The sequence below is a fragment of the Pseudomonas gessardii genome (assembly GCF_001983165.1).
In the GTDB taxonomy this organism is placed as follows: domain Bacteria; phylum Pseudomonadota; class Gammaproteobacteria; order Pseudomonadales; family Pseudomonadaceae; genus Aquipseudomonas; species Aquipseudomonas gessardii.
This window is the reverse complement of the sequence record NZ_MNPU01000019.1, coordinates 1-11,460: the sequence shown is the minus strand read 5'-3', so window position 1 is coordinate 11,460 and position 11,460 is coordinate 1. Positions and strand designations below refer to the sequence as shown.

General features: G+C 62.0%; 10 protein-coding genes. All 10 read left to right on the top strand.

From position 1 onward, the window contains the following. Nucleotide 1: 1 nt before the first annotated feature. The 10 genes from narH to BLL38_RS14805 all read left to right on the top strand — a co-directional run bounded on the left by narH (nt 2) and on the right by BLL38_RS14805 (nt 10,749). Complete coding sequence (gene narH, locus BLL38_RS14850) at nt 2–1,540, top strand: nitrate reductase subunit beta (protein ID WP_076963223.1); 1,539 nt, start codon at nt 2–4, stop codon at nt 1,538–1,540. Between the two features lie 3 nt (nt 1,541–1,543). Then, entirely contained in the window at nt 1,544–2,299 is a 756-nt protein-coding gene (gene narJ, locus BLL38_RS14845) for a nitrate reductase molybdenum cofactor assembly chaperone (protein WP_076963222.1), read from the top strand. Next, the gene (narI, locus tag BLL38_RS14840; protein ID WP_076963221.1) at nt 2,292–2,969 is read left to right on the top strand and encodes a respiratory nitrate reductase subunit gamma; all 678 of its coding nucleotides are present in this window, start codon (nt 2,292–2,294) and stop codon (nt 2,967–2,969) included. The genes narJ and narI overlap by 8 nt, the downstream gene beginning before the upstream one ends. 10 nt (nt 2,970–2,979) lie before the next feature. After that, nucleotides 2,980–3,882 carry a peptidylprolyl isomerase gene (locus BLL38_RS14835; protein WP_076963220.1) on the top strand — a complete coding sequence of 301 codons (903 nt, stop codon included), beginning with the start codon at nt 2,980–2,982 and terminating at the stop codon, nt 3,880–3,882. A 1-nt stretch (nt 3,883) separates the two neighbouring features. Then, nucleotides 3,884–4,870, top strand: coding sequence for a GTP 3',8-cyclase MoaA (moaA, locus tag BLL38_RS14830; protein WP_076963219.1), 987 nt, complete (start codon nt 3,884–3,886; stop codon nt 4,868–4,870). Nucleotides 4,871–5,003: 133 nt separating this feature from the next. Continuing rightward, a complete protein-coding gene (locus BLL38_RS14825) occupies nt 5,004–6,056 on the top strand; it encodes a PDDEXK nuclease domain-containing protein (RefSeq protein ID WP_076963218.1) in 1,053 nt (350 codons plus the stop codon). Between the two features lie 96 nt (nt 6,057–6,152). Then, nucleotides 6,153–8,147 (top strand): ribonucleoside triphosphate reductase, encoded by a 1,995-nt coding sequence (locus BLL38_RS14820; protein ID WP_076963217.1) that lies wholly within the window; start codon nt 6,153–6,155, stop codon nt 8,145–8,147. 35 nt (nt 8,148–8,182) lie between these two features. Next, nucleotides 8,183–8,338, top strand: a complete 156-nt coding sequence (gene nrdD, locus BLL38_RS31675) for an anaerobic ribonucleoside-triphosphate reductase (protein ID WP_038441552.1) — start codon at nt 8,183–8,185, stop codon at nt 8,336–8,338. After that, nucleotides 8,335–9,030 (top strand): anaerobic ribonucleoside-triphosphate reductase activating protein, encoded by a 696-nt coding sequence (locus BLL38_RS14810; RefSeq protein ID WP_076963216.1) that lies wholly within the window; start codon nt 8,335–8,337, stop codon nt 9,028–9,030. Before nrdD ends, BLL38_RS14810 begins: the two co-directional genes overlap by 4 nt. 99 nt (nt 9,031–9,129) lie before the next feature. Then, the gene (locus BLL38_RS14805; RefSeq protein WP_076963215.1) at nt 9,130–10,749 is read left to right on the top strand and encodes a methyl-accepting chemotaxis protein; all 1,620 of its coding nucleotides are present in this window, start codon (nt 9,130–9,132) and stop codon (nt 10,747–10,749) included. The last annotated feature ends 711 nt before the right edge of the window (nt 10,750–11,460 follow it).

Here is an 11,460-nt window from a genome sequence, read left to right as displayed (position 1 = left end):
GATGAAGATCCGCTCACAAATCGGCATGGTCCTGAACCTGGACAAATGCATCGGCTGCCACACCTGCTCGATCACCTGCAAAAACGTGTGGACCAGCCGCGAAGGCATGGAGTACGCGTGGTTCAACAACGTCGAATCCAAGCCCGGTATCGGCTACCCCAAGGAGTGGGAAAACCAGGACAAGTGGAAGGGCGGCTGGATCCGCAACGCCAACGGCTCGATCAACCCACGCATCGGTGGCAAGTTCCGCGTGCTGGCGAACATCTTCGCCAACCCCGACCTGCCGAGCCTGGACGACTACTACGAGCCGTTCGACTTTGATTACCAGCACCTGCACACCGCGCCTTTGGGCGAGCATCAACCCACTGCGCGCCCGCGCTCGGTGGTGTCGGGCAAACGTATGGAAAAGATCGAGTGGGGCCCCAACTGGGAGGAAATCCTCGGCACCGAGTTCGCCAAGCGCCGCAAGGACAAGAACTTCGACCAGATCCAGGCCGATATTTATGGCGAGTACGAAAACACCTTCATGATGTACCTGCCGCGCCTGTGCGAGCACTGCCTGAACCCGGCGTGCGCGGCGTCGTGCCCCAGCGGCGCGATCTACAAGCGTGAAGAAGACGGCATCGTGCTGATCGACCAGGAAAAATGCCGCGGCTGGCGCATGTGCATCAGCGGCTGCCCGTACAAGAAAATCTACTTCAACTGGAAGAGCGGCAAGTCCGAGAAGTGCATCTTCTGCTATCCACGGATCGAAGCCGGCATGCCCACCGTTTGCGCGGAAACCTGCGTCGGACGTATCCGCTACCTCGGCGTGCTGCTGTATGACGCCGACCGCATCAGCGAAGTGGCCAGCACCGCCAACGAGCACGACCTGTACGAGAAACAGCTGGAAATCTTCCTCGACCCGAATGACCCGGCGGTGATCCGCCAGGCCCTGGCCGATGGTGTACCGCAGTCGGTGATCGACTCGGCCCAGCGTTCGCCGGTGTACAAAATGGCCGTGGACTGGAAGCTCGCCCTGCCGCTGCACCCGGAATACCGCACCTTGCCGATGGTCTGGTACGTGCCGCCCCTCTCGCCGATCCAGAACGCGGCCGCCGCTGGCACCGTGGGCATGAACGGGGTGATCCCGGATGTCGACAGCCTGCGTATCCCCCTGCGTTACCTGGCCAATATGCTCACCGCCGGTGACGAAAAGCCGGTCAAGCGTGCCCTGAAACGCCTGCTGGCCATGCGCGCCTTCAAGCGCTCGCAGCAAGTGGATGGCGTCGAGGACCTGCAAGTATTGGCCGACGTGGACCTGAATGTGGCCCAGGTGGAAGAGATGTACCGCTACCTGGCGATTGCCAACTACGAAGACCGCTTTGTGGTGCCCAGCGCCCACCGTGAAGATGCGATGAGCGATGCGTTTGCCGAGCGTTCCGGCTGTGGTTTCAGCTTCGGCAGCGGCTGCAGTGGCAGCTCCGACACCAATATGTTCGGGGCGAAAAAGGCCAACCGCCGCGACGTGCTAAAAACCGTCCAGATCTGGGAGGATTGAGCCATGCGCATTCTTAAAGTGATCTCGTTGCTGCTGGACTACCCCACCCAAACCCTGGTCGACGGCCACGATGAACTGGAGCAGGCGATTATCGAAGCGCGGGAAATCAGCCCCAAGCAACGCGGTGCGCTGTTCGAGTTGCTGGAACTGATCTGCAGCAATGACCTGATGGATGGCCAGGAGCATTACGGCGCACTGTTTGGCCGCGGCCGCTCGCTGTCGTTGCTGCTGTTCGAGCACGTGCATGGCGAGTCGCGGGACCGCGGCCAGGCCATGGTCGACATGATGGCCCAGTACCAGGAAGCCGGGTTTGCCATCGGCGTCAAGGAGCTGCCGGACTATATCCCGCTGTACCTGGAGTTTCTGTCCACCCGCGAAGACATCGAGGCCCGCGAGGGCCTGGCGGATGTGGCGCACCTGCTGGCCCTGCTGGCGGCGCGCCTGGATGAGCGTGAAAGCGCCTACGCCAGCTGCTTCCGTGCGCTGTTGCAGATCAGCGGCGCCGAGCCGCACCAGGCCATTGCCGAGTTGCGCGCCCAGGTCGCCGCCGAAGTGCGCGACGACTCCCTCGAAGCCCTGGACAAGGTCTGGGAAGAGGAGGCCGTGGACTTTATGCAGGCCGAGCAGCAGGACCGTTGCAGCTCGATGCCCAGCGCACCGGGCAAGGCCCGCGAAGAAAGTGCGGTGCCGTTGCACTGGGTGGATTTTCAGCACGAAGGGCTGGCCGCCGTGCCAGCCAAGGAGGTGGGTAATGTCTAAGTGGAATTTGCTGGTATTTGGCGTGTATCCGTATGTCGCCCTGGCCATTTGCCTGTTGGGCAGCTGGGCGCGGTTTGACCTGTCCCAGTACACCTGGAAGGCCGGTTCCAGCCAGATGCTCAATAACCGTGGCATGCGCGTGGCGAGCAACTTCTTCCATATCGGCGTGCTGTTCGTGCTGGCCGGGCATTTTGTCGGCCTGCTGACCCCGGCGTCGATCTACCACCATGTGATCAGCACCGAGCACAAGCAACTGCTGGCGATGGTCTCCGGTGGTTTCTTCGGCCTGCTGTGCCTGGTGGGTCTGCTGATGCTGGTCAAGCGACGCCTCACCGACCCACGGGTTCGGGCTACGTCGAGCCCCTCGGACATCCTGATCCTGCTGGTGTTACTGGCGCAGCTGGTGCTGGGCTTGCTGACCATTGTCGCCTCCACCGGGCATATGGACGGTTCGGTGATGGTGATGCTCGCGGACTGGGCACAGAACGTGGTGTTGCTGCGGCCCGTGGAAGCTGCGGCGGCGATTGCCCCGGTCAGCCTGATCTACAAGGCCCACGTGGCGTTGGGCCTGACCCTGTTTGTGCTGTTCCCGTTTACCCGGCTGGTGCATATGGTCAGCGCGCCGATCTGGTACTTGGGGCGTCGTTATCAAATCGTGCGGCAGAAGTGAGGAGAACGTCATGACGACAGGATGCGGATGTGGTGGCGGTGGCGGTTGCAGTTCTTCGGCCAAGGCGGTGGAAATCGTGGTGCCTGAGGTCGAGGTGGCGGTTGAGCCGCAACTGATCGCCAGCAGCGAGCAGGAATGGCCGATTGTCAGCGTCAACGGGGTGCTGATCAGCCCCGAGACGATGGCCCAGGAGCTGCAATATCACCCGGCGCAAAGCCGCGAGGAGGCGGTGTTCCTCGCCGCCCGCGCGCTGGTGATCCGTGAGCTGTTGCAGCAGCGGATTCGCGAGTTGGATGTGCAGCTGGAAGTGGGCGCCGGCGAGAACGAAGAGGAGGCGGCGACCCGTCTGTTGCTGGAGCGCGAAGTCAAGGTGCCGGACTGTGACGAGGCCACCTGTGTGCGCTACTTCGAGAGCAATCGCGGGCGCTTTCACAGCGCGCCGTTGCTGGCGGTGCGGCACATCCTGCTGGAGTGCGCGCCGGATGACGCCGAGGCGCGGCATGTGGCGCACTCCCAGGCCGAGGTGCTGTTGCTGAGCCTGGAGGAGACGCCCGACGCGTTTGCCGAACTGGCGCTGAAGTATTCGGCGTGCCCCTCCAAGGCCCAGGGCGGCTCGCTCGGGCAGGTCAGCAAGGGCCAGACCGTGCCGGAGCTGGAGCGCCAGTTGTTCACCCTGGCGCCAGGGCTGGCCAGTAAACCCCTGGAAAGCCGTTATGGCTGGCATGTCATCAGCGTCGATCAACGCATCGAAGGCCAGGCGCTGCCATACGAGGCGGTGGCTACGGCGATCCGCACCCAGTTGCAGCAAGGGGTGTGGCAGAAGGCCCTGGTGCAATACCTGCAAACCCTGATTGGCGCGGCCGATGTGCGTGGCATCGCGTTGCAGGGCGCCGACTCGCCGTTGGTGCAGTGACATGAGCCTGGTGGATGGTGTGGGCCGTTCCATTGACTACCTGCGGTTGTCGGTGACCGATCGTTGTGATTTTCGTTGTGTGTATTGCATGGCGAAAAACATGACCTTCCTGCCGCGCCAGCAGGTGCTGACCTTGGAGGAGCTGCAACGGCTGGCGACGGTGTTCGTCAGCCAGGGTGTGCGCAAGATCCGCCTGACCGGGGGCGAACCGCTGATCCGTCCGGGCATTGTCGAGCTGTGCCGCCATATCGCCGCGTTGCCTGGCCTGCGCGAACTGGTGATGACCAGCAACGGCTCGCAACTGGGGCGCCTGGCGCGGCCGCTGGTGGAGGCTGGGGTCAAACGCATGAACATCAGCCTCGACAGCCTCGACCCCGAACGCTTTCGCGCGATTACCCGCAACGGCGACCTGCGCCAGGTACTGGACGGCATCGAGGCGGCACGGGATGCCGGGTTCGAGCGGGTCAAGCTCAACTGCGTGGTGATGCAGGGGCGCAACTTCGATGAAGTCCCGGCGCTGGTGCAGTACGCCATCGACCAGGGCATCGATATCAGCTTTATCGAAGAGATGCCGCTGGGGGATGTGGGGCGCTCGCGGGGCGAATCCTTCTGCTCCAGCGAACAGGTGCGGGCGTTGATTGCTGAACATCACCCGCTGCTCGACAGCCCCGAAAACAGCGGCGGCCCGGCGCGCTATGTACGCCTGGCCCGGCATCCGCAGACGCGCATCGGCTTTATCTCGCCCAACTCCCATAACTTCTGCGCCAGCTGCAACCGGGTGCGGATGACGGTGGAAGGGCAGTTGCTGTTGTGCCTGGGGCAGGACAATGCGGTGGATTTTCGGGCGTTGGTACGCCGCTATCCACTGGATGACCAGCCGTTGGTGGAAGCGCTGCACAAGGCGTTGCGGGGCAAGCCATTGCGCCATGATTTCACCGGGCAGGGCGAGGTGCAGGTGGTGCGGTTTATGAATATGAGTGGGGGGTGAGGAGGTGCTGGAACCCTGTTGCATAGTAGTTCCCGTCATTTTGTATCAAGGGCATTCCGCTGGCCCGCGTGGCTTTTTTCCGTCGTTACCATTGCTGGTTTCTACAACGTGCAATATCGACAAGGAACTCGGAATGAATCGATCAGATGATGGCCTCACTACACCACCTGAGGGATATGGCGACTGGTTGAAGGAATTGAAAAAACGCATCCACTCTGCCCAGATTCGTGCATCCCTGGCGGTAAACCGCGAGCTTGTGCTGCTGTACTGGCAGATTGGCCAGGACATATTGACCCGACAGGCGCAGCAGGGGTGGGGAGCCAAAGTCATTGAGCGTCTGGCGCGGGATTTGCGTTCGGCTTTTCCTGATATGAAAGGTTTTTCGCCGCGTAACCTCAAGTATATGCGCGCATTTGCCGAGGCTTGGCCTGATGTTCAATTTGTGCAACAGGCTGCTGCACAATTGCCGTGGGGTCATAATTTGGTCCTGCTGGATAAACTGCCCGGCCCCGAAACCCGCCGCTGGTACGCCGCCCAAGCCATTGAACACAACTGGTCACGCAATATTCTGGTCATGCAAATCGAGACCCGTTTGCTGGAGCGTAGTGGCAATGCTGTCAGCAACTTTGAAAACCTGCTGCCCAAGCCCCAATCGGACTTGGCCCGCGAGTCGCTGAAAGATCCCTATCGTTTCGACTTTCTGGGGCTGACCCTGGACGCGCAGGAGCGTGAGATCGAAAGCGCACTGATCAAGCATGTCACCGACTTTCTACTGGAGTTGGGGGCAGGCTTTGCCTTCGTCGGCAAGCAGGTACTGCTGGATGTGGGCGGCGAGGAGTTCTTTATTGACCTGCTGTTTTACCACCTGAAATTGCGCTGTTACGTCGCTATTGAGCTCAAGGCCGGCAAGTTCAAGCCAGAGCATCTGGGGCAGTTGGGTTTTTACCTCGCCGCGGTGGACGCCCAACTCAAGCACCCACAAGACAGCCCCACCATTGGTTTGCTGCTGTGCAAAAGCAAAAACAAGATCGTGGCTGAATATGCCTTGCGCGACAGCGCTCGACCCATCGGGGTGGCGGAGTACCAGTTGGTCGGCTCCCTCCCGGCAGAACTGCAAACCAGCTTGCCCAGCATCGAACAGATTGAACGTGAACTGGCCTGTGACGATACCTCTGCGCAAACTTGACCCTGATCAATTGCAACCCACCTTTCACTGCGTACCATCACTGCATATTGTGTTTATACAAATTATTAAATCTATATGTAGTGTTTGGAGCCCTCAATGCAGATCACCTCAAGCCCGCTGGCCAGTACCCGCCTACACAAGCGCGATGGCACCCTTGTTGCCTTTGACGCCGAGAAAATCCGCCAGGCGATGATCGCCGCGGGCAACGCCACCGGTGAGTATCAGGATGCCGAGGTCGATCTGTTGTTGGGGGCGGTGCTTGCCCGGTTGCGCGGGATTGTTCGTCTGGATGTGGAGCAGATCCAGGACAGTGTTGAGCGGGTGCTGATGGATGCCGGGTACTTTCTGGCGATGCGCGCCTATATCGTCTACCGCGAGCAGCATGGGCGCCTGCGTCGGGATCGCAAGACCCTGGTGGAGGTCGCCACCTCGATGAACGAGTACCTCGACCGTGAAGACTGGCGCGTGCAGGCCAACGCCAACCAGGGCTATTCCCTGGGCGGGCTGGTGCTCAATGTGTCGGGCAAGGTTACCGCCAATTACTGGCTGGACGAGGTCTACAGCCAGGAGATCGGCCAGGCCCACCGCGAGGCGGATTTGCATATCCATGACCTGGACATGCTCGCCGGCTATTGCGCCGGCTGGTCCCTGCGCACGCTGCTGCACGAAGGCCTCAATGGCGTGCCGGGCCGCGTTGAAGCCGGGCCGCCCAAGCATCTGGGCAGCGCCCTGGGGCAGATGGTCAATTTCCTCGGCACCCTGCAGAACGAGTGGGCCGGCGCCCAGGCGTTCAGCTCGTTCGACACCTACCTGGCGCCCTTTGTGCGCAAGGACCAACTGACGTTCCCCGAGATCCGCCAGGCGGTGCAGGAGTTCATCTACAACCTCAACGTGCCATCGCGCTGGGGCACCCAGACGCCGTTTACCAACCTCACATTCGACTGGGTCTGCCCGGAGGACTTGCGCGAGCAGATCCCGATTATTGGCGGCGAAGAAATGCCGTTTGCCTACGGCGACCTGCAAGCGGAAATGGAGCTGATCAACCGTGCCTACATCGAAGTGATGCAGGCGGGCGACGCCAAGGGCCGGGTATTTACCTTCCCGATCCCCACCTACAACATCACCCATGACTTCCCGTGGGACAGCGAAAACGCCGACCGCCTGTTCGAGATGACGGCGCGCTACGGCCTGCCGTACTTCCAGAACTTCCTCAACTCCGATATGCAGCCCAACCAGGTGCGCTCGATGTGCTGCCGCTTGCAACTGGACGTACGCGAGTTGCTCAAGCGTGGCGGCGGGTTGTTCGGCTCGGCGGAGCAGACCGGTTCCTTGGGCGTGGTGACGATCAACTGCGCACGCCTGGGCTATCTGTTCAAGGGCGACACCAGTGGCCTGCTGCAACGCCTGGACCACTTGATGGAACTGGCGATGGAAAGCCTGGAGGTCAAGCGCAAAGTGATCCAGCACCACATGGATGCCGGCTTGTACCCCTACACCAAGCGCTACCTGGGCACCTTGCGCAATCACTTCTCCACCATTGGCCTTAACGGCATGCACGAAATGCTGCGCAACTTCACCGGGGACGAGGAGGGCACGCACACCGCCCGTGGCCGCGAGTTTGCGCTGCAGGTGCTGGACCATGTGCGCGCCACGTTGCTGCGCTTCCAGGAGGAAACCGGCCACCTGTACAACCTGGAAGCCACGCCGGCCGAAGGCACCACCTACCGGTTTGCCAAGGAAGACCTCAAGCGCTTCCCCGCCATCCTCCAGGCCGGCAGCCTTGACGCGCCGTACTACACCAACTCCTCGCAGCTGCCGGTGGGCTATACCGAGGACCCCTTCGAGGCCCTGGAGCTGCAAGACGAACTGCAATGCAAATACACCGGCGGCACCGTGCTGCACCTGTATATGGCCGAGCAGATCTCCTCGGCCCAGGCCTGCAAGCAACTGGTGCGCAAGGCCCTGGGGCGCTTCCGCCTGCCGTACCTGACGGTGACGCCGACGTTCTCCATCTGCCCAGTGCATGGCTACCTGGCGGGCGAACATGAGTTCTGCCCCAAGTGTGACGAAGCCCTGGGCATCGCCCTGTAGACGCCAACCCTATTCCAACCCCAAGGAGATTCACCATGCAAACCTCCCAGCCCCAACGCCAACGCTGTGAAGTCTGGACCCGTGTCATGGGCTACCACCGACCGGTTTCGGCCTTCAACCCCGGCAAACAATCGGAGCACCGTGAGCGCGCGCACTTTACCGAAAGTGCCGCTGCGGCCGGGCGCCAATGAGTCGAGCGCTACGGGTTGGGGGCCTGGTGCCCCTGACCACCCTCGACTACCCCGGCATGCTCGCCTGCGTGCTGTTTTGCCAGGGCTGTGCCTGGCGGTGTCGGTACTGCCATAACCCGGACCTGATCCCCCCTCGCGGCAGCGATGAGGTGGATTGGCGCCGGGTTTTGCTGTTTCTGCAACGGCGCCAGGACCTGTTGGACGCCGTGGTGTTCAGCGGTGGCGAACCGACCTTGCAGGAAGGCCTGCCCGCGGCCATGGACGAAGTACGCCAGATGGGTTTTCGCATCGGCCTGCACAGCGCCGGGATCAAGCCCACGGCGTTTGCCCATGCCCTGGCCCATGCCGATTGGGTCGGTTTCGACGTCAAGGCCCTGGCCGAGGACTGCCAGTTGATCACCCAGGTCAAGGGCAGCGGCGCCGCCAATTGGCGCAGCCTCGACCTGTTGCTGCACAGCGGTGTGGACTATGAGTGCCGCACCACCGTGCACTGGCACCTGATCGACCCACAGCGCCTCTTGCTGCTGGCCCAGCGTTTGCAGGAACGGGGCGTCAAGCGCTTCGCCGTACAACTGGTGCGTACTGCGCGCATGCTCGATGAGCAGTTGCCGAGCGTTTCGGCACAGGCCTTGCTGCCTGAACTATGGGAGAAAATGCGGGCACTGTTCCCGGCATTTGTTTTACGGGGCTGATCCCTTCGCGGACCCCTTTCAAGCGTGGCGATTGAACTCCCACCGGATTTTCAAAGATGCTGCCCCCTGGGGGCAGGTATTCATCAGGGAGCTTATGACATGACTCGATTAACCACCGCCCGCCGCATCGCGATCGGCTTTGCTATCGCACCCCTGGCCCTGGCCGGCATGGCGCTCTACGCCTTGCATGACCTGGGCACCCTCAAGCAACAATCGGAACTGATCGTGCAGCAGGACTGGCCGAAAATCGCCCCGATCATGGTGATTGCCACCGGCGTGCGCGACAACGGCCGTAATACCCGCGACTTGCTGATCGACCAGGACAACCAGGCCGCCCAGCAGGCGATTGGCGCCACGCGGCAACGCATCACCGAGGCCTTCACCCAGTTGGAACCGCTGTTCGTCACGCCCGCTGGCCAGGCCGCCTATGCCGACCTGAAGCAGCATCGCGAGTCCTATGTCGCCGCCTTTACCCAGGTGCAGGCGCTGATCCGCCAGGGCGCCCATGCCGAGGGCGTGACCCGGCTCAAGCAAAACGTGCAACCCGCCGAGCAGGCCGTATTCAAGAGCCTGGAGGCGATGATGGCCTTGCAGGGGCAGATCTTTACCCAGCGCGAACACGCGGCGCAGACCCTGTACAGCGAGGCGCGGCGCAATATGCTGGGGCTGTTCCTGCTGTGCGTGGCCCTGGTGGTGGCGGCAGCGGTGATCGTCACCCGCAGCGTGACCCGGCCCCTGGGCGGTGAGCCCGACGAGGCCGCCCGTGTGTTGAGCCAGATCGCCCAGGGCGACCTGACCACCGTGGTGCCAACGGCGGGCAGCGCCGATGGCAGTGTGATGAAAAACATGCAGCAGATGCAGCACAACCTCAACGAAATGGTGCGCCAGATCGCCGCGTCGGTGGACCGCGTGGCCAGTTCGTCCGAGGAGTTGAGCGCGGTCAGCAGCCAAACCAGCAGCAGCCTGCAGTCGCAAGGCATGGAGATCGAGCAGGCCGCCACGGCGGTCAATGAGATGACGGCAGCCGTGGATGAGGTGGCGCGCAATGCCGTGAGCACCAGCGAAGCCTCGCGTGTGTCGGCACAGACCGCCCAGCTTGGCCATGATCAGGTGCAGGAAACGGTCGCCTCGATCAGCACCCTGGCCGACGGGGTCAGCGGCACTTCGGTGCGTATCCAGCAACTGGCCGGGCGGGTGCAGGACATCAGCGGCGTGTTGGAGGTGATCCGCAGCATTGCCGACCAGACCAACCTGCTAGCGCTCAACGCCGCCATCGAAGCGGCACGGGCCGGGGACGCCGGGCGCGGGTTTGCGGTGGTGGCCGATGAGGTCCGGGCCCTGGCCCATCGCACCCAGGCCTCGACCCAGGAGATCGAGCAGATGATCGGCAATATCCGCCTGGACACCGAACAGGCCGTGACCGCGATGCAGGACAGCAGCGATCTGGTACGGACCACCTTGAGCGTGGCCCAGCGCTCGGGCCAGGCGCTGGAAGCGATTACCCAATCGATCTCGCAGATCAACGAACGCAACCTGATGATCGCCAGCGCCACCGAAGAGCAGGCGCTGGTGGCACGGGAGGTGGATCGTAACCTGGTGGGCATTCGCACCCTGTCCGAGCAGGTCTTGCTCGGGGCCCGGCATACCGATACGGCAGGGCATGAACTGGCACAGATGGCCGGGGAGCTGCACTTGATGGTTGCCAGGTTCCGCGTCTAGCGCTGGGCCTGTGGGAGCGGGCTTGCTCGCGATGGCGATGTGTCAGGTTAGGAATACTTGACTGACACACCGCCATCGCGGCATAGGTATCTACACAACTCTCTTCTGGATATGAGTACATATCCATTGCTGCGGTAACGGCCACTTAGGGTTCCGCCCTGACGGCGGGTCACTTTGGAAAAGCCGGAGTGCCGGCCCAGCCCAAAGTAACCAAAGGGCTCTTGCCCCACCACTCGGTGCCTCGCCTAGGCTCGGCATGCCCGCAGTCAGGCATTGCTCCGTGGGCCCGCCGCGATCGGCCATCCATGGCCGTGTCGCGGCTACCCCGGCATCCATGCCGGGGTGCCCACTACGCAATACCTGCCTGCGGCCATCGTGGTTTAACGGGGCGCCTAAGATCAAAAGCCAGATCAAAAGCAACAGCAGAGCCAGAGCCAGAGCCAGAGCGCGAAGCTACATTCCCTGTGGGAGCGGGCTTGCCCGCGATGGCGGTGTATCAGTCGATAAATACGTTGGCTGGCTGGCCGCCATCGCAACAATGGATATGTACACAGACCGAGAAGAGAGTTGCGTAGATACCTATGGCCATCGCGGGCAAGCCCTAATGCCAGTCAGTTAAGAAATTGACTTCTCCGCCAAGCAATAATAGAAACGGGCTCTGTTTTTATGAGTTCGTTTCATGCCCCTCCAAAACGATCTTCAAGAAGTTAC

What these genes read in the sequence shown, in the direction of transcription:
- narH (WP_076963223.1), top strand. Translation starts at nt 2, where the DNA reads ATGAAGATCCGCTCACAAATCGGCATGGTCCTGAACCTGGACAAATGC.
- narJ (WP_076963222.1), top strand. Translation starts at nt 1,544, where the DNA reads ATGCGCATTCTTAAAGTGATCTCGTTGCTGCTGGACTACCCCACCCAA.
- narI (WP_076963221.1), top strand. Translation starts at nt 2,292, where the DNA reads ATGTCTAAGTGGAATTTGCTGGTATTTGGCGTGTATCCGTATGTCGCC.
- BLL38_RS14835 (WP_076963220.1), top strand. Translation starts at nt 2,980, where the DNA reads ATGACGACAGGATGCGGATGTGGTGGCGGTGGCGGTTGCAGTTCTTCG.
- moaA (WP_076963219.1), top strand. Translation starts at nt 3,884, where the DNA reads ATGAGCCTGGTGGATGGTGTGGGCCGTTCCATTGACTACCTGCGGTTG.
- BLL38_RS14825 (WP_076963218.1), top strand. Translation starts at nt 5,004, where the DNA reads ATGAATCGATCAGATGATGGCCTCACTACACCACCTGAGGGATATGGC.
- BLL38_RS14820 (WP_076963217.1), top strand. Translation starts at nt 6,153, where the DNA reads ATGCAGATCACCTCAAGCCCGCTGGCCAGTACCCGCCTACACAAGCGC.
- nrdD (WP_038441552.1), top strand. Translation starts at nt 8,183, where the DNA reads ATGCAAACCTCCCAGCCCCAACGCCAACGCTGTGAAGTCTGGACCCGT.
- BLL38_RS14810 (WP_076963216.1), top strand. Translation starts at nt 8,335, where the DNA reads ATGAGTCGAGCGCTACGGGTTGGGGGCCTGGTGCCCCTGACCACCCTC.
- BLL38_RS14805 (WP_076963215.1), top strand. Translation starts at nt 9,130, where the DNA reads ATGACTCGATTAACCACCGCCCGCCGCATCGCGATCGGCTTTGCTATC.